Origin of the sequence: Thalassospira lucentensis, assembly GCF_001613805.1 — a bacterium.
Taxonomy (GTDB): domain Bacteria; phylum Pseudomonadota; class Alphaproteobacteria; order Rhodospirillales; family Thalassospiraceae; genus Thalassospira; species Thalassospira lucentensis_A.
Window position 1 is genome coordinate 185,840 of record NZ_LPVY01000020.1, and the last position, 25,646, is coordinate 211,485.

General features: G+C 56.1%; 24 protein-coding genes, 1 other RNA gene and 1 pseudogene. 13 read left to right on the top strand and 13 right to left on the bottom strand.

Features of this window, described 5'->3' with window-relative positions:
• Positions 1 to 78: 78 nt before the first annotated feature.
• From AUP42_RS15475 to AUP42_RS15500, 6 genes are all read left to right on the top strand, one after another.
• Complete coding sequence (locus AUP42_RS15475; protein ID WP_007090950.1) at positions 79 to 324, top strand: DUF2312 domain-containing protein; 246 nt, start codon at positions 79 to 81, stop codon at positions 322 to 324.
• A gap of 28 nt (positions 325 to 352) precedes the next feature.
• Positions 353 to 853, top strand: coding sequence for an MmcB family DNA repair protein (locus tag AUP42_RS15480; protein WP_231858310.1), 501 nt, complete (start codon positions 353 to 355; stop codon positions 851 to 853).
• Between the two features lie 256 nt (positions 854 to 1,109).
• Positions 1,110 to 1,490, top strand: a complete 381-nt coding sequence (locus tag AUP42_RS21795) for a hypothetical protein (RefSeq protein ID WP_062952500.1) — start codon at positions 1,110 to 1,112, stop codon at positions 1,488 to 1,490.
• A 36-nt stretch (positions 1,491 to 1,526) separates the two neighbouring features.
• Positions 1,527 to 3,227, top strand: coding sequence for a methyl-accepting chemotaxis protein (locus AUP42_RS15490; protein WP_062952501.1), 1,701 nt, complete (start codon positions 1,527 to 1,529; stop codon positions 3,225 to 3,227).
• Positions 3,228 to 3,275: 48 nt separating this feature from the next.
• Positions 3,276 to 3,740, top strand: a complete 465-nt coding sequence (locus AUP42_RS15495) for a cache domain-containing protein (RefSeq protein WP_062952502.1) — start codon at positions 3,276 to 3,278, stop codon at positions 3,738 to 3,740.
• Between the two features lie 649 nt (positions 3,741 to 4,389).
• On the top strand, positions 4,390 to 5,580 hold the full coding sequence (locus tag AUP42_RS15500) for a patatin-like phospholipase family protein (RefSeq protein ID WP_062952503.1): 1,191 nt from the start codon (positions 4,390 to 4,392) through the stop codon (positions 5,578 to 5,580).
• Between the two features lie 68 nt (positions 5,581 to 5,648).
• Here the strand turns inward: AUP42_RS15500 and AUP42_RS15505 are convergent, their stop codons facing one another.
• A complete protein-coding gene (locus AUP42_RS15505; RefSeq protein ID WP_062952504.1) occupies positions 5,649 to 9,131 on the bottom strand; it encodes an indolepyruvate ferredoxin oxidoreductase family protein in 3,483 nt (1,160 codons plus the stop codon).
• 432 nt (positions 9,132 to 9,563) lie between these two features.
• Between AUP42_RS15505 and AUP42_RS15510 the strand changes: the two genes are divergently transcribed.
• The gene (locus AUP42_RS15510; protein ID WP_062952505.1) at positions 9,564 to 10,004 is read left to right on the top strand and encodes a VOC family protein; all 441 of its coding nucleotides are present in this window, start codon (positions 9,564 to 9,566) and stop codon (positions 10,002 to 10,004) included.
• A 55-nt stretch (positions 10,005 to 10,059) separates the two neighbouring features.
• On the opposite strand, the gene AUP42_RS15515 is transcribed toward AUP42_RS15510, so the two are convergent.
• From AUP42_RS15515 to tkt, 11 genes are all read right to left on the bottom strand, one after another.
• Positions 10,060 to 11,244: a benzoate/H(+) symporter BenE family transporter gene (locus AUP42_RS15515; protein WP_062952506.1), complete on the bottom strand. Its 1,185-nt coding sequence runs from the start codon at positions 11,242 to 11,244 to the stop codon at positions 10,060 to 10,062.
• 175 nt (positions 11,245 to 11,419) lie between these two features.
• The gene (locus tag AUP42_RS15520) at positions 11,420 to 11,995 is read right to left on the bottom strand and encodes a hypothetical protein (protein ID WP_062952507.1); all 576 of its coding nucleotides are present in this window, start codon (positions 11,993 to 11,995) and stop codon (positions 11,420 to 11,422) included.
• A 151-nt stretch (positions 11,996 to 12,146) separates the two neighbouring features.
• Positions 12,147 to 13,310, bottom strand: a complete 1,164-nt coding sequence (locus AUP42_RS15525) for a peptidoglycan -binding protein (RefSeq protein ID WP_062952508.1) — start codon at positions 13,308 to 13,310, stop codon at positions 12,147 to 12,149.
• A gap of 4 nt (positions 13,311 to 13,314) precedes the next feature.
• Positions 13,315 to 14,499 (bottom strand): hypothetical protein, encoded by a 1,185-nt coding sequence (locus AUP42_RS15530; protein ID WP_062952509.1) that lies wholly within the window; start codon positions 14,497 to 14,499, stop codon positions 13,315 to 13,317.
• Between the two features lie 12 nt (positions 14,500 to 14,511).
• Entirely contained in the window at positions 14,512 to 15,771 is a 1,260-nt protein-coding gene (locus tag AUP42_RS15535; RefSeq protein WP_062952510.1) for an OmpA family protein, read from the bottom strand.
• Between the two features lie 267 nt (positions 15,772 to 16,038).
• On the bottom strand, positions 16,039 to 16,848 hold the full coding sequence (locus AUP42_RS15540) for an inositol monophosphatase family protein (protein ID WP_197467397.1): 810 nt from the start codon (positions 16,846 to 16,848) through the stop codon (positions 16,039 to 16,041).
• 54 nt (positions 16,849 to 16,902) lie between these two features.
• Positions 16,903 to 17,469 carry an elongation factor P gene (gene efp, locus AUP42_RS15545; RefSeq protein ID WP_062952511.1) on the bottom strand — a complete coding sequence of 189 codons (567 nt, stop codon included), beginning with the start codon at positions 17,467 to 17,469 and terminating at the stop codon, positions 16,903 to 16,905.
• 195 nt (positions 17,470 to 17,664) lie between these two features.
• Positions 17,665 to 18,315: a thiamine phosphate synthase gene (gene thiE, locus AUP42_RS15550; RefSeq protein ID WP_062952512.1), complete on the bottom strand. Its 651-nt coding sequence runs from the start codon at positions 18,313 to 18,315 to the stop codon at positions 17,665 to 17,667.
• Positions 18,316 to 18,365: 50 nt separating this feature from the next.
• Positions 18,366 to 18,812 carry a hypothetical protein gene (locus tag AUP42_RS15555; RefSeq protein WP_062952513.1) on the bottom strand — a complete coding sequence of 149 codons (447 nt, stop codon included), beginning with the start codon at positions 18,810 to 18,812 and terminating at the stop codon, positions 18,366 to 18,368.
• A gap of 90 nt (positions 18,813 to 18,902) precedes the next feature.
• Entirely contained in the window at positions 18,903 to 19,910 is a 1,008-nt protein-coding gene (gap, locus tag AUP42_RS15560) for a type I glyceraldehyde-3-phosphate dehydrogenase (RefSeq protein ID WP_062952514.1), read from the bottom strand.
• A 112-nt stretch (positions 19,911 to 20,022) separates the two neighbouring features.
• A complete protein-coding gene (tkt, locus tag AUP42_RS15565; protein ID WP_062952515.1) occupies positions 20,023 to 22,005 on the bottom strand; it encodes a transketolase in 1,983 nt (660 codons plus the stop codon).
• A gap of 478 nt (positions 22,006 to 22,483) precedes the next feature.
• Here tkt and AUP42_RS15570 point away from each other — a divergent pair, with 478 nt between their 5' ends.
• The 6 genes from AUP42_RS15570 (at position 22,484) to AUP42_RS15595 (ending at position 25,261) form a co-directional block, all read left to right on the top strand.
• Positions 22,484 to 22,750 (top strand): DUF4164 family protein, encoded by a 267-nt coding sequence (locus AUP42_RS15570; protein WP_062952516.1) that lies wholly within the window; start codon positions 22,484 to 22,486, stop codon positions 22,748 to 22,750.
• A 5-nt stretch (positions 22,751 to 22,755) separates the two neighbouring features.
• Entirely contained in the window at positions 22,756 to 23,097 is a 342-nt protein-coding gene (locus AUP42_RS15575) for a cell division protein ZapA (protein ID WP_062952517.1), read from the top strand.
• Between the two features lie 59 nt (positions 23,098 to 23,156).
• A non-coding RNA gene (gene ssrS / locus AUP42_RS15580) (6S RNA) lies at positions 23,157 to 23,317 on the top strand.
• A gap of 110 nt (positions 23,318 to 23,427) precedes the next feature.
• On the top strand, positions 23,428 to 24,243 hold the full coding sequence (locus AUP42_RS15585) for a TIGR00282 family metallophosphoesterase (RefSeq protein ID WP_062952518.1): 816 nt from the start codon (positions 23,428 to 23,430) through the stop codon (positions 24,241 to 24,243).
• A gap of 123 nt (positions 24,244 to 24,366) precedes the next feature.
• Complete coding sequence (locus AUP42_RS15590; RefSeq protein ID WP_062952519.1) at positions 24,367 to 24,705, top strand: ArsR/SmtB family transcription factor; 339 nt, start codon at positions 24,367 to 24,369, stop codon at positions 24,703 to 24,705.
• 58 nt (positions 24,706 to 24,763) lie between these two features.
• Positions 24,764 to 25,261: an SRPBCC family protein gene (locus AUP42_RS15595; RefSeq protein ID WP_062952520.1), complete on the top strand. Its 498-nt coding sequence runs from the start codon at positions 24,764 to 24,766 to the stop codon at positions 25,259 to 25,261.
• A gap of 71 nt (positions 25,262 to 25,332) precedes the next feature.
• Here AUP42_RS15595 and AUP42_RS21800 read toward each other — a convergent pair.
• A pseudogene (locus AUP42_RS21800) lies at positions 25,333 to 25,646 on the bottom strand (methyl-accepting chemotaxis protein); the annotation flags it as partial.

Consider the following 25,646-nt stretch of genomic DNA (forward strand, 5'->3'; position numbering starts at 1 on the left):
GCATTGAGTATCGTCGCGCCGCATTGAAATTCAGCGCACCGGTTTCCGCTGCGCAAACATGATCGGAGAATATCAGGAATGACCGAAGTCGGTGGAATCGCAGCCGATCAGCTTGCGAGCTATGTCGAACGCATCGAACGCCTTGAAGAAGAAAAAGCCAACCTGATGGCTGATATCAAGGAAGTTTACGGTGAAGCCAAGGCGCTTGGTTATGACGTGAAAATCCTGCGCCAGATCATCCGTCTGCGCAAAATGGAAGATCACGAACGCACCGAACAGGAAGAAATCCTTGAGGTTTACAAACGTGCGCTTGGCATGAGCTGATCTGCTGTGTCAGGAGTGTCGCGCCAAGATGCAAAGCCCGCTTTCGAGCGGGCTTTTGTTTTTGTATCCTGTGGCGATGAATGACCGCAATCGCCCCCAAATCACAAGCGAAGTCACAGAAGGCGTTTGCCGTCTTTTGTATCATCATCGCATGGCTTGTCTGACCGAGCTCAGGCTTGGCAACGGGCGGAGGCTTGATGTGCTGGCGCTGGGGGAAAAGGGCGATCTTTGGGCGGTCGAGGTCAAATCATCGGTCGAGGATTTTCGCGTTGATCAGAAGTGGGAAAGCTATCTTGATTATTGCGACCGGTTTTTCTTTGCCGTGCCGATGGAATTTCCGCGCGACCTGATCCCGGTTGATGTCGGATTGATCGTTGCTGACCGGTTTGAGGCGGCCATTGTCCGCCCCGCGCCGGAGCCGGATCAGAAACTGTCAGCAGCGCGCAGAAAGAAATTACTGATTTCATTCGGAAGGACGGCAGCAGGCCGGATGACTCCGGAAGCGGATGGTGAAATCTTCGTTCTGTAAAGCATGAAAAACTAAATTAGAGAATAGTATAAATCTGCGAATGTATAAGTCTTTGCGATGTAATACTTATACGATACCCCGATAGGAAACGGATACCTTAGGGTAGTATTTCTTGTCTCATTTTTGAACTAATATCCTAACAAACATGTCACTTGGTTGCGCTAGTGGTCGCTGACTACACTCTGCCGCGCGGTCAGGTGATAGAAGAAAATATCCCTGGAAACGATCAAGATCGGTTTATGCCGCGGAAACCTGTATGACGGGGTGCATTTTTGCGCGCCTGTCGGATCGTGGGGGTACGATGGCGGGGATGGGACGTGCTGCGAGAGCGGCTGCAAGCTTTGGGCTTGTATCGGGGGATGGCATCGGGGCGCGGGGGCGTTACATCCGGTATGCCGATCCGAACTTTATCCGGTGCGGGACTGCGCATCTGCTTGTGGCTATCCAAGCCCGGCATGTCATCAGATTTTCAATAAAAACAAACAATCGGCATTTGCCGCGCACGCATTTCGCATCTGGCGAAATGGGGTCGGCGAATGATCGTTGTGTCGCCAATGAGCTGGTTAAGGGACATCGCAAAAACAAGGGTGACGCCATAGTCACCATCTTCCGGGAAGCTGTTGGGGCAGTTGCCTGATATCCTTGTAGTTACAATTGGTTAGAACGTTACAGAATGAAAACTTTCGTCAATCTGAATATCGGTACCAAGTTGGCGGTCCTGCCGCTGATCGGGGTTATCGCCATTGCCATTGTGGGCGTCATCGGGGGACGCGCGATCGTATCACTTAGCAACGGTCTGGAATTTGCCGTTTCGGAGGCCTATCCGGAGGTCCGCGATATCGGCAATATCGACCGTAATGTCACCAAGGTTCATCAGACGGTTTATCGCCTGCTGTCATGGTCGGCGGCAGGCGTTGACGAAGACCGCATGAGCAGCGTGAATGCGGAATTGCAGTCGCAGATTACGGCGGCGCGCGATGCCTTTACCCAGATGCTGGGTGATCAGAACCTGCCGGGGCCGGAACGCGAGATCGCGGAAGGTGCGGCCAAGCTTTACGAAGATTACCTTGCCAAGATCGATCAGGTTCTGGGGATGCTTGATATCGAGTATACCGGGGCGCTGAGTTTTTCATGGTCGGCACAGTCGGATTACGAAAGCCTGATGGCGACATTGGCCGAGCTTCGTGAAACGGCGGAAAATCGCATGGATGTTGCCAGTTCGGATGCGATGGCAGCCGGCATGACAGCCCAGAACCAGACAATCATTGCATCGGTTGTTGCCGTCCTTGCGATGGTGTTGATCAGTTTTGCCATCACGCGCGTGATCGGCGTGCCGGTCAAACGGTTGACCGCGACCATGCGCGAACTGGCCGATGGAAGGGCGGATATCGATGTGCCCTTTACCGGGCGGACCGATGAAATGGGCAGCATGGCAGGTGCGGTTGAAGTGTTCCGCCAGAATGCAGAAAGTTTGCAGGAAGCCGAGCGCAAACGCATAGAGGACGAAGCCAAGGCGGCCGAGGAAAAACGCCGCACCATGCAGGAACTTGCCGCCGAGATCGAAACATCGGTCAAGGGAACGGCAACCGCGGTCAGTGCCGCGATCGAGCAGATCGGGGCATCGGCCAGTGCGATGCTGACCAATGCCGAACGCACCGATCAGCAAAGCGAGAATGCCTATGATGCGTCGGGTAAATCCAGCCGCAATATGGGCGAGATTTCAGAGGCGGCCAACAGCCTTGCCGCCGCGATTTCCCAGATCAGCAACGAAATCCAGGAAAGCAGCCGACGCGCACAGGCCGCAAGCGAGCAGGCATTGGATGCGGATGCCAAAATCCGCAAGCTTGAAGAAGCCAGTGTCCGGATCGAGGATGTTGCGGCACTGATTGGCAATATTGCCGAACAGACCAACCTTCTTGCCCTTAACGCGACGATTGAATCGGCCCGTGCCGGGGACGCCGGAAAGGGCTTTGCGGTTGTGGCAAACGAGGTCAAGAACCTTGCCAGCCAGACGGCACGGTCGACCGAGGAAATCGCATCGGAAATCGCCAATGTCCGTACCGAAACCGTTCTTGCGGTCGAGGCGATCCAGACGATTGTTGCCAGTGTCAATGACGTCAACGGTATCCTTAAAGCCATCGCCGATGCCGTGCTGGAGCAGGGGACGGCCACGGGCCAGATCAGCAACAGCATTTCGGAAGCCGCCGGGTATGCCGAAACCGTATCGGGCGGGATTGGCGATGTGCGTGAAATCGCCCGTGCCACACGCGAGTCCGCGGATTCCGTCGGGCAGGCAACCGGCGAACTTGGTCGTCAGATGACCGGTCTGAGTTCTTCCGTGGACGGGCTTGTCGCCCGTTTGCGGGCGGTCTGATCCATTTTCCATTTTTCTTCCAACAGGTTCATCAAAGGGGATTACCTGATGAAAACACTTATGCGTCTTTTTGTATCTGCCATGACCGCACTTTGCCTGACCACCGGCCTTGCACAGGCCCAGGACAAGGCGGCAACCGCACAGGGGCTGGTTGATAAGGCCATCGCACTTTATGACGAAGTTGGCCAGGATCAGTCCTTTGCCACCTTCAACGACAAGGACGGCGAATATGTTTTTGACGAGTATTATGTGATTGTCGCCGACGGCGAAAAGGGCACGTTCCTGACCCATGCGATCAATCCGAAGCTGATCAATAATCCGAAAATCTGGGATCTTCAGGATGTGAACAGCAATTTCATCATTCGTGACATGGTGGAAACCGGCAAGACGAACCCGGATGGCGGTTGGTCCAACTATACCTGGACCCACCCGGAAACCAAGAAACTTGCCGAAAAGAAGACCTGGGTAAAGCCGCATGACGGCAAAATCTTTATGGTCGGTTATTACGAGTAATCGGTACCGAATCGCAAGAGATGTCAAAGGTCACCCGTCGGGTGACCTTTTTCCATTTTGTAATGTTTTTCGTTCATGGAAGTATCTATTTTCCTGTGACGGTCGTCACACAAATAGTGAAATAAAAGTTACGAAGCATTTTACTGGTATAGATATTTGGGTTTTCACACTATTCGATGGTCTATATTTGTTCCAAACTTTCATAAGTTTGATGTCGAATGGTAAATTATCTTAAATATTGAATAGGTTATAATGCTTATAGGGTCAGGACCCATTAATTTGGTTGCAATGGTCAATCAGATTTGTGCGGATACGCGAAGCAAAACCGCAGGAAGATATGTATCTTTCAAGGTTTTGCGACAAAGTAGCCCGTGCAAATCTGATTGATCCGGAGGACAGGTGCTATATTTGCGAACTCCGACGTCAAACCCCTTGTCCGGGATGCCGACCCGCACTGCGGGCTTTTCCTTGGATTTTGCAAATATAACACCTGCCATTCCAATCAAATTAATGGGTCCTGACCCTAGCTTCAGAGGCCCGCGCAAGACGGGCTGATATCTCCTGGGTGGAAGCGCTGGCAACTGCGGCGTTATTCCAACGCAGCGTTCGGGTGTTCAGTCGTTTAACGACAAATGAGTGGGAGATAGCTGTGAGAAAAATCAAGCGGGCAATCTTTTTGTCCGGCGGTGGACCTGCCGTCGGATTAAGTATCGGGGTTCTGAAACGACTTCAGCAGGAACCCGATATCACGTTCGATATCTGGTCATCTGCCTGCATCGGTGCGTGGCTTTCGGTGGCCTGGCATCAGGCGGACGAGGGACAGGAACTTGATCAGACGATCGGGTTTTTCCGCAAGATATTCCGCCCGGCAAGCGTTTATGAACGCTTTCCGATTGCATCGGCCTTTGCGCCGGATTTCTTTTCCGATTTCGCCAACCGGCTTTCCTATTTCTTTAACCCGGGCAGCTATCAGGGGCTGATCGTCCCCGAAGCCATCGGTGAGGCCGCCGAGCATGTCCGCCATTTCATGGGCAATCCGAAATACTGGACACCCCATAACCTTAACGATGTGCTGTTGAATGGTATTCTGGCGGTCAATCCGCTGTCGCGCTTCATGATCGGTGCGATGTACCAGACCAAGACCAAGGGATTGGCGAAAATCTATTCGCCCGACAGCATGTTCCTGGATCGGCTTGATTTCGACCGGTTGTATCAGCCTGATAAACCGGCCCTTTTCCATAACGCCTATAACCTGACACAGCAGCGGCTTGAACTGTTCACCAACAAGCCCGACCATTACAATCTGCCGCAGATGAATGCGCAGACGCTGTGTGCCTGTTCGGCCCTGCCGTTTATCGAGGAACCGGTTGAAATAAACGGCGATACCTATTGCGAGGGGGCGACGGTTGATACGGTCAATTTCTTTGACTTCCTGCACCATCATCCCGATGTCGAGGAAGTCTGGGTCAGCCGTATTCTGGACCTTAAGCAGGTGCGTCAGCCGGAAAACCTTTATGACGCGCTGAACAACCTGATCATGCTGTTTGCCGCATCGGCAAGCGAGGATGCGGTCAAGGCGTTCAAGCGTGAAGTCGCCGAAAGCGGGCGGAAGATCGATATCATCGAAATCCCGGTTTCACCGCATATCAATTACGACTGGACGTGGGAGAACCTTGATCGCGGGATTGACGATGGCTATCAGGCGACCGATGACATGATCGCCAGTTACCGCAACCGTCAGCTTCGCGAACATCCGGTGCGTGATTTGCGCCGTCGTGCAGCACGGGTTTTGCCCGATCTGCATTTCCCGCTGGGCGGGCCGCGACCGCGATTGGCGTAACATCAACATAAAAAAGGGGCCGCTGATCATGCGGCCCCTTTGATTTCTGGCAGAATTTGCCAAGCGGATTATTCCGCGGCTTTCAGATGTTCCGGCGGGTTGCGGAACTGTTCAAGCAGTTCGGCCTCGCGGGTTTTGACCTTGTCGATATTGCCATCCTTGATATGGCCATAACCCCGGATCTGTTCGGGCAGGGCCAGAAGGGCGTTGGCAATCCGCGCATTGTCATGGTTAAGGCCAGTGATGACCTCGGTGACCAGTGCCTCGTAATCGGCGATCAATTGACGTTCCATTTTGCGTTCATGGGTCCGGCCGAACGGATCGAGTGCCGTGCCGCGCAGGAACTTGAATTTGGCGAGAATGCCAAAGGCGTTCATCATCCACGGACCGAAGGCCTGCTTTTTCAGGTGGCCGGTTTCCGGGTCCCTGTCGGCAAGGGCCGGTGGGGCCAGATGGAACCGGATTTTGTAATCGCCGGTGAAGTTCTTGGCGAGTTTGGCCCTGAAAGCCGGATCGGTATAAAGACGGGCGACTTCATACTCGTCCTTGTAGGCGAGCAGTTTGAAGTAATATTTCGCCACCGTCCGGGCGAGATCATCACCGCCATCAAGACGTTTTTCCGTCGCCGCAACCCTGTCGACCAGTGCGACAAACCGGTTGGCATAGGATGCGTTCTGATAATCGGTCAGGAAGGCCTTGCGTTTGGCAACCATGTCGGAAAGCGTGGTGGCAATCGGATGTGCCTCCGCCTCGTTCGGGCCGATGACATCAAGCACGCGTTTCGGATCATGGGCAAACAGGCGACCCCAATAGAAGGACTGCTTGTTCATATCAATCGCGACACCGTTCAGATCAATCGCCTGCATCAGGGCTTCTTCGGTGATCGGGATCAGGCCGCGCTGCCATGCAACACCCAGCATGAACAGGTTGGTGGCAATCGAATTGCCCATCAGGCGGGTGGCGATGTCGCTGCCTTCGACGAAGTTCACCGCATCAGCACCGCAGGCGTCCGAGATGACCTTCATATGTTCGTTCGATTTCAGCTGGAAATCGGGGTTGCGGGTAAAGGCACCGGTGACGGTTTCGTGGGTGTTGATCACGGCCTGGGTAAAGTTGCGGCGCATCTTGGCAAGGCCTTCGAAGCTTGCCGCGACCAGAAGATCACAGCCCAGCACCACATTGGCTTCGCCCGCCGGAATGCGTGCGGCATGGAGTTTTTCCTGCGTATCGGCAAAGCGGATGTGGCTTACGACCGCACCGCCTTTTTGGGCCAACCCCGCCATATCAAGGCCGACAATTCCCTTGCCCTCGATATGGGCGGCCATGCCAAGCAGGGCACCGATGGTCACGACACCCGTGCCGCCAACACCCGTGATCAGAACCGACCACGGATCGGTGATATCGGGCAGGGTCGGGCGCGGCAGGCTGGCGAAGATGGCATCGCCCGCATTACCGCTTTTGGCGGCGGCTTCGGGTTTGCGCAAGGAACCACCTTCGATGGTGACGAAGCTTGGGCAGAAGCCATTCAGGCAGGAGAAATCCTTGTTGCAGGCCGACTGGTCAATGGCGCGTTTGCGGCCAAATTCGGTTTCGACCGGCACGACGGCCAGGCAGTTGGATTTTTCACCGCAATCGCCGCAGCCTTCGCAGACCAGATCGTTGATGAAGACGCGTTTGGGCGGATCGACCATCAGTTTGCGTTTGCGACGGCGGCGTTTTTCAGCCGCACAGGTCTGATCAAAGATCAGGATGGTCACACCTTCGATTTCACGCAGTTCTTTCTGGGTGTTTTCCAGTTCGTCGCGATGACGGATATCAACACCATCGGCAAAGTGCGATGCGACCGGATATTTATCGGGTTCATCGGACAGAACGACGATGCGTTTCACCCCTTCATCGGCCATCTGGCGGGTGATCTGCGGCACGGTCAGCGGACCGTCAACCGGTTGGCCCCCGGTCATGGCGACCGCATCGTTAAACAGGATTTTATAGGTGATGTTGACACCGGCCGCGACGGCGGCGCGCACCGCAAGCGACCCGGAATGGTAATAGGTGCCATCGCCAAGGTTCTGGAAAACGTGCTTTTCATTGGTGAATGGTGCCTGCCCGATCCAGGTGACGCCTTCGCCGCCCATATGGGTAAAGGTTTCGGTCGAACGGTCCATCCAGTTGACCATGTAATGGCACCCGATTCCGGCCATGGCGCGGCTGCCTTCGGGCACCTTGGTGGAGCTGTTATGCGGGCAACCCGGGCAGAACCACGGAATGCGCGCGACATCCGGGCGCGGTTCGGCGATTTCGCGTTCTTTCTGTTCCAGCCAGTCGATGCGTTCGTGGATTTTCGGGCTGTCATAGAAACGATTGATGCGCTGTGCGAGGACAACCGCGATGCGCGCCGGGGTCAGTTCATCCATCGAGGGCAGAATCCATTCGCCCTTTTCATCGAATTTGCCGATCACGGTCGGGCGGACATCTTCGCGCCAGTTATAAAGCTGTTCCTTGACCTGATTTTCCATCACCGCGCGTTTTTCCTCGACGACGATGATTTCCTCAAGGCCCATGGCAAATTCGCGCACATCGTCACGGTTGAGCGGCCAGCTCATGCCGACCTTCAGCACGCGGATGCCGATTTTGGCAGCATCGGCCTCGGATATGCCAAGGTCATCGAATGCCTGCATGACATCAAGATAGGCCTTGCCGGTCGTGATGATGCCAAGCCGTGCATTCGGGCTGTCGATGACGGTTTTGTTCAGCTTGTTGGCGCGGGCATAGGCAAGGGCGGCATAGAGTTTGTATTTCATCAGGCGGTGTTCCTGATCCTTTGGCGTGTCGGGCCAACGGATATGGAGCCCGCCTTCGGGCATGTCGAAATTATCGGGGATGACCGGCGTGATGCGATCGGGCGCGACATCGACCGCCGCCGAACTTTCAACCGTTTCGGCGATGGTTTTCATCGCGACCCAGCAACCGGAATAGCGGCTCATGGCCCAGCCATGGATCCCGAAATCAAGGATATCCTGAACCCCGGACGGGTTCAGAACCGGGATTTGCGCATCGATAAAGGCATATTCGGTCTGATGGGGCAGGGTGGATGATTTGCAGGAATGGTCATCACCGGCCAGAACCAGAACGCCGCCATGTTTTGACGTACCGGCATAGTTGGCGTGTTTGAAAACATCGCCCGACCGGTCAACGCCCGGTCCCTTGCCATACCACATGCCAAAGACGCCATCATATTTGGCGTCCTTGTACATATTGACCTGCTGGCTGCCCCAGACGACGGTGGCGGCAAGGTCTTCGTTCACACCGGCCTGAAATTCGATCTGCTGTCGGGTCAGGAATTTTTTGGCGCGCCAAAGCTGCTGATCAAGGCCGCCGAGTGGTGATCCGCGATAACCGGAAATACATCCGGCGGTATTGAGGCCTGCGCGCGCGTCAAGCTGGCGCTGCATCAGGGGCAATCGAACCAACGCCTGGATACCGGTCAAATAGACCCGGCCTTCTTCAAGCGTATATTTGTCATCAAGGCTAATTGCCGCCAATTGTGCCATGACCAGTCTCCCTCGGGATCTCTCTCTGATTGCGGGGTCGTGTGGGCCAGTTGCGCTGCTTTTATTGATATAAGTTTGCGCGCAGCGTTTTGGTATGGCCCGTAAAATTCTCTTTGCGGTCATTGGCGTTCCGGCTTTGGCGTTTGGTCGGGACGGATCGCTGTCTGACAGGATAATGGTAATGAATGCTGACCTTTTTTCAAATCAACTCGCATTGCAATGTGCAAAACGCTTGATTGCATAGGTTGACGTTGGGTCAACTTAATATTTACTTATTCCGGTACCGATTTATGCGCAATTTTATTGCGAACATGCTGCGACGCGAAATTTCGGCTGTGGCCGAGTCCGGGCTCGGCAATGGGGAAACGGGGTGTTAGTCTCGTGTCGGGTTTGGGTGCTTTAGGGGTTTGACCCTGAAAGCAGGAGCATGAAATGGATCAACGTGTATCGCTGATTACGCTTGGCGTTGCGGACCTTGACCGGTCGCGGCGGTTTTACGAAGACGGACTTGGCTGGAAAGTTACCCAGATGGTCGAGGGGCAGGTGGTTTTCTATCAGTTGTCCAACGGGCTGGCGCTTGGCCTGTTTGGCCGGGAAGATTTGATCAAGGACGGGTTGTTTGATGATGATACCGGTGCCCGTTTTGCCGGTCTGACGATTGCCTATAACACGCGTGACGAGGCCGAGGTCGATGCGGTGATGGCAGAGGCAAAGAAAGCCGGTGCCGTCATTCAGAAACCGGCGGAAAAGGTGTTCTGGGGCGGGTATTCGGGATATTTCCGCGATCCGGACGGGCATGCCTGGGAAGTGGCGTATAACCCGTTCTGGGAACTGGATGCCAAGGGTAACCTGACGATCCCGCAGCCGGATTGATTTTTGACTGCGCCACTAAAAAAGGCCCTGCTGATAATCAGCAGGGCCTTTTGTTTTAGCTGGCTTTATCCTTGCGCAGATGGGTCAGGAAATGGATCAGCCCCCCGGCCAGCAATCCCCAGAACGCCCCGGCAACCCCGAAAAAGGATAGACCGGCGGCGGTGACAAGGAAGGTTACGGCGGCGGCTTCGCGGGCGTCATCATCCTTGAACGCGGCAACCACCGATCCGGAAAACGCCCCGATCAGGGCAAGGCCCGCGACCGCTTCGATCAGGATCGAGGGGGCCAGACTGACAAAGGCGGTGACAAGACCTGCCAGCAAGCCGAACAGGATGTAAAACACCCCGCCAAAGGCCGCGGCCCAATACCGTTTTTTCGGATCGGGATGGGCGTCTTCGCCCGCACACAGGGCGGCGATGATGGCGGCAAGGTTGACGGCATGCCCGCCAAAGGGGGCGGCAAGTAACGAGAAAAAGCCGGTGGTGGCAAAAAGCGGGCCGGGCGGGGTATCGTAATTATTGGCGCGCAAAACGGCCGTGCCGGGAATGTTTTGCGATGCCATGGTGACGATAAACAAGGGCAGGGCAATGCCGACCAGACCGGCCAGTGTGAATTCCGGCATGACGAATTCGACCGGCGGCACGATGGCGCCGCCAAGGCTGCCAAGCGTATTTTCGGGAAACTCGACGCCGACCACCATCACAATGATGAAGGCCAGCAAGGCCGCAGGCACGGCAAACAGGCGGTTGATCCGCCCGACCACCAGCCAGGCAATGACAATCGGCAGGCCAAGAAGCGGATTGAAGGCAACCGCCTTGATAGGTGCCAGACACAGACCCAGCAACACACCGGCCAGCATGGCATTGGCAAGCGGGGCGGGAATGGCGGCAACCGCACGGCCAAGCGGCTTCCAGATGCCGCAAATGATGATCAGGATCGCGCAAACAATAAATGCCCCGACCGCCACGGCAAAACCGCCGTCAATCGCGCCCGATGTTGCCAGCAATGCCGCACCGGGGGTGGACCATGCGATGCTGATCGGCATGCGGGTGCGCAATGACAGATAGATCGAGCACAGACCCATCGCGACCGATAGCGCCATCAGGCCCGATGCGGCCTGATCGGGCGTTGCACCAACGGCACCAAGCCCCTGAAGGACGACGGCAAAGGAACTGGCCGATCCGACAAAGGCGGCAAGAATACCCATGAACAGGTTTTGGGGCGAGATATCGCGCAGCATGGTGGCTCCGTCAAACAGGTAAAACGGATGGATGGGAAATGCGGTGGCAGCGCAGTGAATTTAGTGGCATGGCGCGATACAGACCAGAAAAAAAGAAAGCCCCACAGGCATTTGCCGGGGGCTTCTTTGGTAGAAGGTTATTCAGGGCAGGTGACAATAGCGGTAGGGATGGTGGTCAAAGCATATCGCGCTTGGTGTGCGGATTTGCCACCTCATGGGTGCCGATCAGTTTGGCCTGATGGCGGGCAAGGATGTCTTTGGCGCGGTTTTCCTTTGTCTCGTCGGGGGTCTGTACCCAAAGCAGCAAACCACCATGATCCAGTTCGTCCTGCAATTCACCGGAATATCGTTTGCCGATCATGGCCGCGACCACACCGCCCGCCGCAGCACCAACGCCGCCTGCCCCGACAATGGCCGCGATGGTCAGGGCAATCGGGCCGCCTGCGGCAATCATGACACCGGCCGCGCCAAAGGCGGCGGCATACATGGGGGCACCGACCAGAACGCCCTCGGCATTGCCAATCGGAGTGGGCGCGGTATAGGCGAGCGGGGGCATGTCGGGATCGTTTTCGATATCCTCGACCTTGCGATAGATATGGCCCAGTTTGTCCTCGATGGTGCGTTCGGTCGCAAGCAGGCTTAGGTCGGAATGTTTGAAACCGGCTTCCTCCAGATCCTCTGCAGTTTTTTGCAGGGCGGGAAGGTCATCAAAAACGCCAACGGTTTCGTTTCGGGTCCTGAGGATGGACATTTGTGGCCTCCTTTTTATTGAAAGGCTCCCTTAAGCCACCAACGTGCCGGTGTGGTTCTTGGTTCCGAATTTTTCCCGATCCAGTGAAATGCGGCAGAAAAGACAACGGCACCCATCAAGGGTGCCGTTGGTGATCTTTATGGTGCCGGTCTTACCGTTCGGTGATCTTGAATTCGATACGACGGTTTCGGCGATAGGCGATTTCGTCGTCGCGGTTATCAAGCGGCTGATATTCGCCAAAGCCCGCAGCAACCAGCCGGTTTGGCGGAACGCCGCGTTCGATCAGGAACTTGACCACCGAAATGGCACGTGCCGCCGACAGTTCCCAGTTCGATGCGAATTTCAGGTTACGGATCGGAACTTTATCCGTGTGACCATCAACGCGCATGACCCAATCAATATCGTCGGGGATTTCGGCCGAAATGGTTTTCAGTGTATCGCCAAGCTTTGCGAGCTGTTCCTGACCTTCTTCGCCAAGATCGGCGGAGCCGGATGTGAACAGGACTTCGGACTGGAAGACAAAGCGGTCGCCCACCACGCGGATATCCTGACGGTCGCCCAGAACTTCGCGCAGGCGGCCAAAGAATTCCGAACGATAGCGCTGCAATTCGGCAACCTTGGTGGCAAGGGCGGCATTGAGGCGCTGTCCAAGATTGACGATCTGGGCCTGTTTGTCTTCGTTTTCGCGTTCGGAGACTTCAAGGGCAGCCTGGATTTTCTGAAGCTGCTGGCGCAGGGCCAGCATTTGCTGATTGAGGGCCGCGACCTGTGCCTGTGCCTCGGTGCTGAGCTTTTTCTCGTCTTCAAGTTCGGCTGCGCGCGAGGCCAGCAGGGCGGAAAGTTCGGCAATGCGGCTTTCCTGATCGGCCATCTGTTCGTCGGCTTTTTCGCGTGCGGTGCTAAGCTCGGCCTCTTTTTCCTCGAGATTGGCGAGGGCGGCCAGAAGTTTCTTTTCCATCTCGTCAGCGGACAATTCGGCGGCTGAAAGCTGGCTTGCGAGGGCGGCGGCACGGTCACGCAATTCGTCGCGCTGGTCACTGGTGTTGGAAAGCTCGGTCGTGAGCTGTGTCAGTTCGAGTTCCATGCGCTGATTGTTGGTGCGTTCGAGCGACAGCAGGTTTGTCAGTTCGTTCACCTGTGCGGTGAGGTCGTTCAATGCCTGGTCACGCCCGGAAAGGGCAGCACCCAGATAGACCTGCGCAACGACGAAAATCATCAGCAGGAAAATGATCACCATCAACAGGGTGGCCAAGGCATCAACAAAGCCAGGCCAGGTGTTGACGTCGCGATTTCGGCGGCGTGACAACCCGGTCATGCGATCAACCCTCCTCGGCGATCGCGGCGATGGTACGGGCCAGAAGCTTGATCTCGCTTCTGATTTCCTGGGTCGATTGCTGACGGCCCATTGTCAGTTCCTCGCCAACGCGCGAAAGGGTGTTGTCGAGGGACCGGATATGGGCGCGTGTATTGTCATCAATGCCGAAGCTGCCGATTTTCATGGAATCGGAAAGCTGATCAAGGACCGGTTTCAGGTGCATCTGGTTTTCCGCCAGCTTGACCATAAGCTGTTGTTCGGCCTTCATCTGATCGGTCAGGGTCGAGAGTTTGTCGGCCAGATCGATCAGGGTGTTATGCGACTTGATCTGCGAGCTTTCGGACCGCTGTATCGAGTTTTGCAACCCTTCCATATTGTCCGCCATCTGTTCGATCAGGGCCGAAAGATAGGCCGGAACCGACTGTTCCCCATCCGAAACCGGACCGCCGGAAGACAGGCGGGTGAAGCCCGAAAGCCATTCTTCAAGTTCGTTAAAGAAGCGGTTCTGTGCCTGACCGGCCTGCATGTCGATCAGTCCAAGGGCGAGCGAACCTGCAAGACCGAAGAGCGAGGACGAAAACGCCGTTCCCATGCCGCCAAGCGGCTCGGCCAAGCCTTCCTTGAGTTCGTTGAACCACAGATCAATATTCTGGCCCGAGCCGACATTGACATCCCCGATCACATTGGCGACCGAGTTGACGGTCTGAAGCAAGCCCCAGAAGGTACCGAGCAGACCAAGGAATACCAGAAGACCAACGACATAGCGCGACAGTTCGCGGCTTTCATCCAGACGGGAACGGATCGAGTCCAGAATGGTGCGCGTCGCCATGGTCGAGAGTTGCGGGCGGTCGCGGCGCTGTTCGGCCATCATGCGTGCCATCGGCAACAGCAGTTTTGGCGGAACCTGCGATGTCAGGCCGGGACGGTTGCGGCGGAAATCCTCGATCCAGGTGACTTCGGCCGAGAGGCTTGCGACCATACGGAACGTATAGATCACGCCGACGACAAACACGCCAAGGATCAAACCGTTCAGAACCGCGTTGGCCATGAACGCATCGGACAAAGTCGGAAACAGCAATGCACCGACGGCAGCGATAACGGCGATGAAAATCCCCATCCGCGTCAGATAGCTTCCCGGTTTGGTAACAGCAGGAAGGGTTGCCATGCCGTTGGCCGAATTATTGCTCATGACGGATCAATCCTAGCGTTGAACGGTTTTGATATCGACACGATCCGCCGGGCCGGAAGGAACATTGGCACCCAGCGCACGGACATCGATGCGCGTGGACCGCACACCTTTGTCGATCAGATAGGAACGGACCTGCAGGGCGCGCGAAAGCGACAGGCGGCGTGCCTTGCTGGCATTGTTGGAATCGCCTTCGGCATAGGCCTGAAGCTGGATACGCATGTTTTCATCACTGCCCATGCTTTTGACGATGCTGTCAAGCTGGCTGCGTGCGGCGTTGTTCAGCTCGAAACTACCCGAACCGAATGCCAGGCTGTATTCGCCAGCACCGGATGGTGCAGATGCAACCGGGTCCTTGGCGGCTGGTGGTACTGCGGCGGCTTCGGCGGCCGGTTCTGGAGCCGGGGCAGGCGCGACAGGCGTCTCGTTGCTGGAACGCTGTTCAAGCATTTCCTGCGGCGATGTTGTGGTATCGGGCGCCGGGCTTGGTTCCTCTGGCACGTTTGACTTGTCCGGTATAACCGGTTCAGGTGCCGGAGGAGGCGGTGCCTGTCTGGTTTCCTCGGCCGGAAGCGGCGGGGCTTTTGGGGGGGCGATTTCAGCCGGTTTTGTTTCGACTTTCGGTGCTTCGGGAGCCGGTTCGGCCTTTGGTGCCGCAGGGGGTTCGGATGCCTGGGCCATTTCGGCGGCTGGAGCCGCGGCCTGTGCCTGTGCCGGTTGCGGTGTTGGTGTCGGTTTGCTTAGCGGAACCGGTGCGCTGCCACTGCCTGTTTTTGCGGCTGCCACCGGGGCAGCCGGTTTGGCGCGCGGGGCTGCAGCCGGTTCAGGCCGGTTAAGCGTGATCACCTGATTTGCGCCATCATCATAGGACGGGCTGGTTGTGACACCGGGGACGCCGTAAAATTGCGACCGGGTCGGGATATCGTTGCTGCCGGCACCATCAATGACGACGGTTTCAAATCCGTCACCATATGTCGTGCCGCTGACATCCTGCGCAAAGCGGTCTGCGGCAAGGAATTCCGAATGCGGGCGGGTTTCGGGATAGATCAGATCGCTGCCGGCGATCGAAATATGTTCGCGCGAAACCGAGGGTGAAAGATAATTCGGTACGGTCGGTTGTCCGCCGATGCCGTCGGCAACGTCCCAGTTTACCTGTACGCTGTCGTCAACGGATACGGGGGTGTATTGCTGTGCGGATGCACCGCCACTGACAACCGCATTACCGCCCAGTGCTGCCATGAATGCCAGCACCGAAATCTTGGAATACCCCTTCATCAAATCGCAGGCCCCTTGTTACCCTGTGTTTGAACACGTTGTTTTATAACGCACAGTTTTGTGTCGATCTTTTGGCACATTGTTCTTTGTTCATTGTGCCACCCCGATCCAGCCCCCCCGATATATGGTTGGCCAGACGGCAAGTACCATAGCTTAGAGCTTGATGATGAACAACCGCTTTGACCTTTGGCAAGGGGCGGGATGCAAAAAGGGCATCCGTGCCAAAGCAGGGATGCCCTTTCAAAAAACGGTAATAAAAGCTGATACTTACTCGGTAACGGCTTTTTTGAGCGTCTTGGCCAGCACGGGCTGGATATAGTCGTTGGCGGCAACGACGCTGCCGGTGCCAAGCATGTTGGTGCCACCTTTGGCATCGCGGACATAGCCGCCTGCTTCGGTGATCATCAGAAGGCCCGCAGCGATATCCCACGCATTAAGATGGGATTCCCAGTAACCGTCAAAGCGACCGGCGGCAACATAGGCCAGATCAAGCGATGCGGCACCCATGCGGCGCACGCCGGCACAACGATCCATGACCGAATGAAGCTGTTTTTCGAACGCGGCGTGATCGCCATGTCCGATATGCGGAACACCGCATGCCAGAACGCATTCATTCAGGCGACGACGACCCGAAACACGCAGGCGACGGTTATCAAGATAGGCGCCAACGCCTTTTTCGGCCCAGAAGAATTCATCCTTGGCGACATCGTAAATGATGCCGGCAATGATTTCGTCACCCTTTTGCAGGGCCACGGAAATCGCAAAATGCGGAATGCCGTGCAGGAAATTGGTGGTGCCATCAAGCGGATCGATGATCCAGCGGTGCTCCGGATCGGAGCCCTTGATTTCGCCGCCTTCTTCCAGAAGGAAACCATAGCCCGGACGCGCACGTTCGAGTTCTTCGCGCAGGCGTTTTTCGGCACGGTGATCGGCAGCAGATACGAAATCTGCCGGGCCTTTCATCGACACCTGAAGGTTTTCGACTTCACCGAAGTCGCGTTTAAGTCCATAGGCCGCCTTTTCGACGGCCTTGAACATGACATTGATATTTGCTGAACGACGGGCGGCGCCACGCACGGCTCATCTCCCGGTGTTTGAAAGTAAAAAAGGAAGGCCCAAGGACGAATGTCCTTAGTCTTTTGCACGCTCGAGATAGGTGCATTCGGTCGTGTTCACGACAACGCGCGTACCCGATTCAATATGCGGCGGCACCAGAATGCGAACGCCATTATCAAGAACAGCCGGCTTGAAGGAAGAAGACTGGGTCTGCCCTTTGACAACCGCGTCGGCTTCGACGATCTGGCAGACAACATGTTCGGGCAGGGTAACGGCAAGCGGTTCGCCTTCGAAGGATTCGATGGTGACGACCATGCCGTCCTGAAGGAATACAGCCGGTTCACCGACGAGTTCCGCATTGACTGTGATCTGTTCGAAAGTTTCGCTGTCCATGAAGGTGATCATGTCACCATCGGCAAACAGATAGGTATATTCATTCTGTTCCAGACGAATACGTTCGACGGTTTCCGAGGCACGGAAACGTTCGTTCAGCTTGGTGCCGGTACGAATGTCTTTGAGTTCAACCTGGTTAAACGCACCGCCTTTACCCGGCTTCACAGCCTGGCATTTTACCGCACGCCACAGGGCACCTTTATGTTCGATAAGGTTACCCGGACGGATTTCGTTGCCGTTGATTTTCATGGCACCAACCGTTCTTTCAGATCACAGATTCACGATGTAAGCGGGACACCCGTCCCATTAAAGTCGGGCTTAACTACCAGTTTGGCGAATTTGCTGCAAGCAGATTGATCAGGGTTTGCGTGCATGGCAAACCGTCATTCGCGCATGGCTGGCGCCAAATCCCTGCGGTTAAAAGGGGATAAACCGGGCTGGGTTTCAGTCCGAGGCAGCGGCAATCGCGGCCTTGATCGCCTTTGCCCCGGCTTCCGGCCCGTCCGGATGGCTCCAGACTCCGCCCGTGACAGCGATGAAATCGGCACCGGCTTCGACGATCGGGCCAAGGTTATCAGCCGTGATGCCGCCAATCGCGACGCAGGGGACGGTTGTAAAGGTCGTCCAGATTTCGATGATTTCCGGGGTGACGCTGGTTTTGGCTTCTTTGGTTTGGGTCGGATAGAACGCGCCAAACGCCACGTAATCCGCCCCTTTTTCACCAAGTTCCATGGCGCGATGGCGGCTGTCATAGCAGGACACGCCGACAATGTGTTCTTCGCCCATGATGGCGCGCGCCTCGGCGTAGCTGGCGTCTTCTTCGCCGACATGAACGCCATCAACACCCGATTTTTTGGCGATATCGGGGCGGTCATTGAGGATCAGGGGAATGTCGCGGTCTGAGCACAGCGGCAGGATTGCATCAATCGCCTTGCGGATTTCATCATCGGAAACGTCTTTGAGACGAAGCTGCAGACAATCAATCGCACCGGTATCAAGCACGGATTTCAAAAGGTCCGGAAACACGGCCAGATCGATTTTTGGCGGTGTCAGAAGATAAAGGCCGGTTTGGTCGTCTGCGTTCACAATGGTCATTCCTGATCAAAAACTGCGTATCATGTAACGTTTCATCACCCTTTTGGCAATCACCCAGCCAAAAACGCCGAAAGCCGCCGATCCAGTTCCGCATCGGGCAGGTAATCGTCACCGGTTTCGTAAATCCGGTCCGGCGCGGGCAGGGCGGTGATGACCCGGCATCCCGACTTTGAGCCGAGATTTTCAAGCCGGGCTTTCAGATCATCGGGCAGATCGTCATCAAGCAATACCGCATCCAGTCCGGTTTCCATCGCGGCCAGGGCCGATGCGCGACGCCCGCGACAATCAAGGATGCCGTGAATGAGAGCATCGGGAAATTCGGTTCGTAATCTGTTGATCAGGGTGGCAAACCACTGCGCGCCAAGCGACGCACCGGCATTTTCGGGCGACAGCAGATTGATCCGCGCATGCCCTGCCACAAGACCGGCGACACGGCAGGCTGATTGGCCGCCAGCCATGCCATGAATGCGAATGAAAAGGTTTGTGGTGTCTTTCATCGGGGCAAAATATCACCGGGTCGGGATTTGCCAAACAGAAAGGGCGACCCGAAGGCCGCCCTGATCCGGATCGATAGCTTCAAGTTCCGATTAAAGGAACTTCGCCATGGCAACGGCGGTATCGGACATACGGTTCGAGAAGCCCCACTCGTTGTCGTACCAAGACAGGATACGGACGAAGTTGCCGCCGATAACCTGGGTCTGGGTGACGTCGAAGGTCGAGCTGTTCGGATTGTGGTTGAAGTCAATCGAGACCAGCGGTGCATCGCAAACGCCAAGAACACCCTTGAGCGGGCCGTTTGCGGCTTCCTTGATCGCGGCATTGATTTCATCAGCCGTGGTGTCGCGACCGGCAACGAAGGTCAGGTCAACCATCGAAACGTTCGGGGTCGGGACACGGATGGCGGTGCCATCAAGCTTGCCTTTGAGTTCCGGAAGAACCAGACCAACGGCCTTGGCCGCACCGGTCGAGGTCGGGATCATCGAAAGCGAAGCGGCACGGGCGCGGCGCAGATCCTTGTGCAGGCTGTCGACCGTGTTCTGGTCGCCGGTAAAGGCGTGAACGGTGGTCATGAAGCCCTTGGTGATGCCAACGGTCTTGTTCAGAACGTCTGCAACCGGTGCCAGGCAGTTGGTGGTGCAGGATGCGTTCGAAACGATGATGTCGGATGCGGTCAGGGTATCGCTGTTAACACCGTAAACGACGGTTTTGATGTCGCCCTTTGCCGGGGCGGAAATCAGAACGCGTTTGGCACCCGCGGTCAGGTGTTTGCCGGCACCCGCTTCGTCAAGGAAGATGCCGGTGCATTCGAATGCGATATCGACATTCAGAGCGCCCCACGGCAGGTTCGCCGGATCGCGTTCCGAGCAGACCTTGATCGCCTTGCCGTCGATGACAAGGTCGTTGCCTTCGGCTTTGACGTCATTGGCAAGAACGCCATGAACGGAATCGTATTTCAGAAGATGTGCGTTGGTGGCGACGTCACCCAGGTCGTTGATGGCCACGACTTCAACATCGGTACGGCCGCTTTCAACGATGGCACGCAGAACCAGACGGCCAATACGACCAAAACCATTAATCGCTACGCGAATAGCCATTCATCCCTCCAAAATTATGATGATTGGTACCTGGGGAGTATCAATCACGGCTTAGGGTTCAACCCCATAGAAAAAAGGCCGGATCGGCATATTACCGATCCGGCCCCTTGAATTAAACGAGTTCTTTGGCTGCCTTGACCAGCGCCTCGGCAGTGATGCCGAAATGCTCGTAAAGGACTTCGGCCGGTGCCGAGGCACCAAAGCCGTGCATGCCAATGACTTTGCCGTTGTCGCCAACGTATTTTTCCCAGCCGAACACCGACAGGGCTTCGATGGCGATGCGCGGTTTGTCGCCAAGGACTTCCTTGCGATATTCCGGCGACTGCGCGTCGAACAGTTCCCAGCTTGGCAGGGAGACGACAGCGGCATTGATGCCGTCGGCTTTGAGTTTGGCCTGTGCGTTTACGGCAATTTCGACTTCGGAGCCGGTCGCGATCAGGGTGACCTGACGATCACCGTCGCAATCGGAAATCACGTAACCGCCGCGCGCGACAAGGTTGTCTTCGCGGTATTCGGTGCGCAGGGTCGGCAGGTTCTGACGGGTCAGCGCCATGACGGTCGGGCCGGTTTCGTTGGTGATCGCCATTGCCCATGCTTCGGCGGTTTCAACCGCATCGGCCGGGCGGATGACGGTAACGTTCGGCATTGCGCGCAGGGACGCGACATGTTCGACCGGCTGATGGGTCGGGCCGTCTTCGCCAAGACCGATGGAATCATGGGTCATGACATAGACAACACGCTGGTTCATCAGGGCCGACAGACGGATTGCCGGGCGGCAATAGTCGGTGAAGACCAGGAAGGTGCCACCATAAGGCAGAACGCCGCCATGAAGTGCCAGACCATTCATGGCCGCAGCCATACCGTGTTCACGGATACCGTAATAGATATAGCCGCCATGATAGCCGCCATCAGCGGTGATCGGGGCCTGAACGCCGGTTTTGGTGTTGTTCGAGCCGGTCAGGTCGGCAGAACCGCCGATCATTTCCGGGATTGCCTTGGTCAGGACTTCAAGAACGTTCTGCGACGATTTGCGGGTTGCGACTTTCGGTAGTTCAGCGGTGATCTGCTTTTTGTAGTCGTTGAACGCGTCAATCCAGTTTTCCGGCAGTTTGCCCTCGACGCGACGTTCGAATTCGTCCTTGAGGGAGGCTTCGAGATTTTCGAAACGCGAACCCCATGCATCGAAATCGGCCTTGCCGCGTGCACCGGCACTGCGCCATGCGTCGAGAATGTCGGCCGGAATATCGAACGGCTCGGCCGTCCAGCCGAGTTTTTCACGCGCACCGGCAAGTTCGGTCGCGCCAAGCGGGGATCCATGCGTTGCCGAGGTGCCACCCTTGGTCGGGGCGCCAAAACCGATTTCGGTCTTGCAGGCGATCATCGAGGGCGTGTTGGTGGTTTTTGCCTGGGCAATGGCGGCTTCGATGGCGACCGGATCGTGGCCGTCAATCTGCTGCACGTCCCAGCCAGCGGCTTCGAAACGTTTTTTGTGATCTTCGGACGTCGACAGAGAGGTCGGGCCGTCGATTGAAATGCCGTTATCGTCAAACAGGACGATCAGTTTCGACAGTTTCAGGTGACCGGCCATCGAAATGGCTTCCTGCGAGATGCCTTCCATCAGGCAGCCGTCGCCGGCAATCACGTAAGTGAAATGATCGACAACGTCATTGCCAAAGCGCGCATTCATGATGCGTTCGCCAAGCGCGAAACCGACCGAGGTTGCAATGCCCTGACCCAGCGGGCCGGTGGTGGTTTCGATACCGGCACCATGGCCATATTCCGGGTGACCCGCGGTGCGGAAGCCCATCTGACGGAAATTCTTGATCTGATCCAGATCGAAATCTTCGTAACCCGTAAGGTGCAGAAGCGAATAAAGCAGCATCGAACCGTGACCTGCGGACAGGATGAAACGGTCGCGGTCGGGCCAGTTCGGGTGCTTGGGATCAAATTTCAGGAATTTGGTATAAAGAACAGTCGCGACGTCTGCCATGCCCATCGGCATGCCGGGATGTCCGGAGTTGGCTTTTTCGACGGCGTCGGCCGAAAGAAAGCGAATGGCATTGGCCATGCGGTTGTGTTCTGATTGCGTCGTCATTGGATGCGGTTCCTGGGGGTTTCGCGGTCGGGCGATGAAAACACTTTTAATACATGTATTCCATGTTAACGGAATTCGCGCGGAACATGCCCGCACAGGGGGCATCCGTCAACCGCTTCTGTCGAAAAACTGCGCCTGTTGTCCTGATTGCGGTTAACGAAAATGACAAACATGTCATGTGGCGATGGTGCTTGTTGACGCGTCCCGATCTTGACCCCTATGTTGCCAGTCGGTCCTGTGTTCCTTGTATCCTGTTGGTTCAGTGGACGGACCACATATCGTGCAGCATGTCATGGCGGGCTTTTCCATACGATTTTCGGGCATTGATCCCCAAGGCTGATATTTGAAGCCACGGGTTTGTTCGGGAATAAATCAGCCTTTTTCATGACAAAGTCGGTTGGCAGGGTGGCCGATCTTGTGATCAGGAACAGGTTTTGCCTGTGCTGACCGGGTAGTTTAACAAAGCTGGATATTGAATATGTCGCGTTTGCTAGAAGCGAGTAACCGACTAAAAGCGGCCATCGACAGTCTTGATGCTGCCGCGGAGTCGCGTATGGCCAAAGACATCGGAAACCAGTCCGATGCTGCCGGTGAAGTCGAAACCCTGAAAAGCCAGCTTGCTGCCTTGCGTCAGGATTATGACAAGCTCGCAACAGCAACCCAGACCGTTTCGGCCCGCCTTGATGGTGCGGTCGGGCAGTTGCGTCTGGTCCTTGATGATGATCGCGAACAAAAGCAGGCATAAATTCCATGGCACAGGTTTCAGTACGAATTAACGGGCGCAGCTATGATGTTGCCTGCGACGATGGTCAGGAAGAACGCCTGATGAACCTAGCGCAATATGTCGATGAGCGGGTTCGCGAGATTGCCGGTGCGGTTGGCCAGATTGGCGAGCAGCGCCTTCTGGTGATGACCAGTCTTCTGATTGCCGACGAGCTTGGCGACGTGCATGAAAAATTGCGCAGTCGCCAGACAATGGCGGCACCGGAGCCCGGCAGTGTCAGTGCCGCCGAAGGTGACGCGATTGCGGAAAACATGGAAAGCATGGCTGTTCGCATCGAAGCTATTGCGCAAAAGCTTTCGCAGGACTAAGTTCCGGACGCTGACTGTTTTCGATGCGCCGTTCGCGGCGATCGGGTGCAGCAGCAATTCGGGGGCTGCCCTGTTCGTCAGGTTCGCTAATTCCCGGGGCCGATGCTCATTTCTCTAGGGAGCTGTCCCTGTCGAGGCCGTGGTCTCGTTATACGGCGCCCACCTGCACACGCAGGTCACGAGGAATTACCACATGGCCAACGGCAGCGGTGGCTCCCACTTAATTCATATCCCCATCTCATTTATGTTGTGCATCAAACGGTGCGTCTGACAGGGGCATCGGTTACAGTCATGTCCGAATTTCGGGCGTGCGACGAAACAGGAAATACAATGCGTTTACTCCATCTCGGCGACGTTCTTGGCCAATCCGGCCGTACTGCAGCACTTGAAGCGTTACCGATGCTGCGGGACCGTCTTTCGGTCGATATCGCAGTGGTGAATGTCGAAAACGCGGCCCACGGTTTTGGCGTTACCGCCAAAATCTGCAAGGAATTCTATGATGCCGGTGCCGATGTCCTGACGACGGGCAATCATGTCTGGGATCAGCGCGAAATCATTGCCTATATCGACGAGGATGAAAAACTTCTGCGTCCGTGGAACTTCCCCGACGGGACGCCGGGGAAGGGCGATTATGTTTTCAAAACCCGGTCGGGCAAAAAAGTGTGCGTTGTTAACATGATGGGGCGGCTGTTCATGGACCCGCTGTCCTGCCCGTTCCAGGGGGCGAACAAACTTTTTGCCAAACATAAGCTCGGCAAGAATGTTGATGCGATCATCATCGATTTCCATGCCGAAACCACGTCGGAAAAGATGGCGTTTGGCCATCATTGCGATGGGCGGGCATCGCTTGTTCTGGGAACCCACACCCATGTTCCGACCGCGGATGCCCAGATATTGCCGGGCGGAACGGCCTATCAGACCGATGTCGGCATGTGCGGCGATTTTGATTCCGTGATCGGGATGAAAAAGGAAAATTCGGTCCGCAAATTCATCACCAAAATGCCGACCGGCCGGTTCGAACCGGCAGACGGCCCGGCAACGGTGTGCGGCATTTATGTTGAAACCGACGATGCCACCGGCCTTGCCAAACGGATCGAACCGGTTCGCATTGGCGGACGGCTTAAGGGTAGCTGGCCCAGCGCGTAACAGCCGAACATTTTCAATGATTTAAAACCCTGCCGGTATCGGTGGGGTTTTGTTTTGGGAGGATAGTTAGTGAATTTACTAACTATTTCTTGTGTATGGCGTTCGGATTTGTTACTTAGGCATATGACTAACAATAATGAACAACTCGACCAGATGTTTCACGCCCTGTCGGATGCCACGCGTCGCGGCATGGTTGACAGGCTGTGCAAGGGGCCTGCGACGGTCAGCGAGCTTGCCGAACCGCTTGATATGGCGTTGCCGACCGTGATGGGGCATTTGCGGGTGCTGGAAAACTGCGGGCTTGTCCGCAGCATGAAACGGGGCAGGGTTCGCACCTGTGAACTTGAACCCGAACAGCTGACACAGGTTGAAATCTGGATCAATCAGCGACGATCCCTTTGGGCGCGCCGGTTTGACCGATTGGGAGAATTTCTGGCGAAATCCGAACCGCCAAACGAATAGCCCGTCATGCAAAAACCGCGAAAATGGACCGGGCCAGCATAACAGCAGGAGCAGTACAATGACGTCCGCCGCCAATAAAGCAGATGACAAGATCGCACGTTCTGTCACCCATGCCATGTTCACAATCGAACGGGTTTATGACGCAAGCCCGGCCCGCGTTTTCCGGGCGTTTTCCGACGCGGAAGCCCATCATCGCTGGTTTGTTGCCGAAGAGGGATGGGACGTCATCGAATATAATCACGATTTCCGGGTCGGCGGGCGCGAAGGCGGCCGTTTCAGCCAGGACGGCAAGGTGTTTTATCATAACGACACGCTTTATCAGGATATCGTGCCCGATAACCGGATTGTCTTTGCCTACACGATGGATCAGGACGACAAACGCATTTCCGCCTCGGTCGCGACGGTGGAACTGAAACCCGAAGGGGACGGCAATACGCGCCTGAAATTCACCGAGCAGGGGGCGTTTCTGGACGGTTTCGACAAGGCGGAATTTCGCAAAGAGGGCTGGCAGGGATTGCTGGAAAGACTGGCGGTGGAAATCACGGAACATGCCTGATTTCAGGTGTCAGAACGCGAAAGAGGCCCGAGATATCGGGCCTCTTTTTTGTCGGGATACAGGTTTTGGGGTCAGGCGGCGCGACTGCGGGCCTGCTCGCGAAGGTCTTCGAGAATACCGTTGATGCGCGCACGCAGGGCCTCGACCTTGTGCGAGGCATCCTGCGCGGTGGTCAGAACTTCGCCCGACAGTTGACCGGTTTTGCCGGTTTCACTTGCCACATCATTGATCGAGGCGGAAACAGTGCGGGTGCGATCGGCTGCACTGCGGACGTTTCGCGTGATCTCGTCGGTTGCCGCACCCTGTTCCTCGACCGCGGCCGAGATGGTGGTGGCAATCTCGTTGATGTTTTCGATGATGCGACCGATATCCTCGATGGCGGTGA

Bases quoted from the DNA above. Each gene is read 5' to 3' on its own strand.
- AUP42_RS15530 (WP_062952509.1), bottom strand. From the start codon at position 14,499: ATGAGCAATAATTCGGCCAACGGCATGGCAACCCTTCCTGCTGTTACC.
- AUP42_RS15480 (WP_231858310.1), top strand. From the start codon at position 353: ATGCAAAGCCCGCTTTCGAGCGGGCTTTTGTTTTTGTATCCTGTGGCG.
- AUP42_RS15595 (WP_062952520.1), top strand. From the start codon at position 24,764: ATGACGTCCGCCGCCAATAAAGCAGATGACAAGATCGCACGTTCTGTC.
- AUP42_RS15505 (WP_062952504.1), bottom strand. From the start codon at position 9,131: ATGGCACAATTGGCGGCAATTAGCCTTGATGACAAATATACGCTTGAA.
- AUP42_RS15555 (WP_062952513.1), bottom strand. From the start codon at position 18,812: ATGAAAGACACCACAAACCTTTTCATTCGCATTCATGGCATGGCTGGC.
- AUP42_RS15570 (WP_062952516.1), top strand. From the start codon at position 22,484: ATGTCGCGTTTGCTAGAAGCGAGTAACCGACTAAAAGCGGCCATCGAC.
- AUP42_RS15515 (WP_062952506.1), bottom strand. From the start codon at position 11,244: ATGCTGCGCGATATCTCGCCCCAAAACCTGTTCATGGGTATTCTTGCC.
- thiE (WP_062952512.1), bottom strand. From the start codon at position 18,315: ATGACCATTGTGAACGCAGACGACCAAACCGGCCTTTATCTTCTGACA.
- gap (WP_062952514.1), bottom strand. From the start codon at position 19,910: ATGGCTATTCGCGTAGCGATTAATGGTTTTGGTCGTATTGGCCGTCTG.
- AUP42_RS15490 (WP_062952501.1), top strand. From the start codon at position 1,527: ATGAAAACTTTCGTCAATCTGAATATCGGTACCAAGTTGGCGGTCCTG.
- AUP42_RS15535 (WP_062952510.1), bottom strand. From the start codon at position 15,771: ATGAAGGGGTATTCCAAGATTTCGGTGCTGGCATTCATGGCAGCACTG.
- AUP42_RS15525 (WP_062952508.1), bottom strand. From the start codon at position 13,310: ATGACCGGGTTGTCACGCCGCCGAAATCGCGACGTCAACACCTGGCCT.
- AUP42_RS15510 (WP_062952505.1), top strand. From the start codon at position 9,564: ATGGATCAACGTGTATCGCTGATTACGCTTGGCGTTGCGGACCTTGAC.
- tkt (WP_062952515.1), bottom strand. From the start codon at position 22,005: ATGACGACGCAATCAGAACACAACCGCATGGCCAATGCCATTCGCTTT.
- AUP42_RS15590 (WP_062952519.1), top strand. From the start codon at position 24,367: ATGACTAACAATAATGAACAACTCGACCAGATGTTTCACGCCCTGTCG.
- AUP42_RS15475 (WP_007090950.1), top strand. From the start codon at position 79: ATGACCGAAGTCGGTGGAATCGCAGCCGATCAGCTTGCGAGCTATGTC.
- AUP42_RS15585 (WP_062952518.1), top strand. From the start codon at position 23,428: ATGCGTTTACTCCATCTCGGCGACGTTCTTGGCCAATCCGGCCGTACT.
- AUP42_RS15495 (WP_062952502.1), top strand. From the start codon at position 3,276: ATGAAAACACTTATGCGTCTTTTTGTATCTGCCATGACCGCACTTTGC.
- AUP42_RS15520 (WP_062952507.1), bottom strand. From the start codon at position 11,995: ATGTCCATCCTCAGGACCCGAAACGAAACCGTTGGCGTTTTTGATGAC.
- AUP42_RS21795 (WP_062952500.1), top strand. From the start codon at position 1,110: ATGACGGGGTGCATTTTTGCGCGCCTGTCGGATCGTGGGGGTACGATG.
- efp (WP_062952511.1), bottom strand. From the start codon at position 17,469: ATGAAAATCAACGGCAACGAAATCCGTCCGGGTAACCTTATCGAACAT.
- AUP42_RS15575 (WP_062952517.1), top strand. From the start codon at position 22,756: ATGGCACAGGTTTCAGTACGAATTAACGGGCGCAGCTATGATGTTGCC.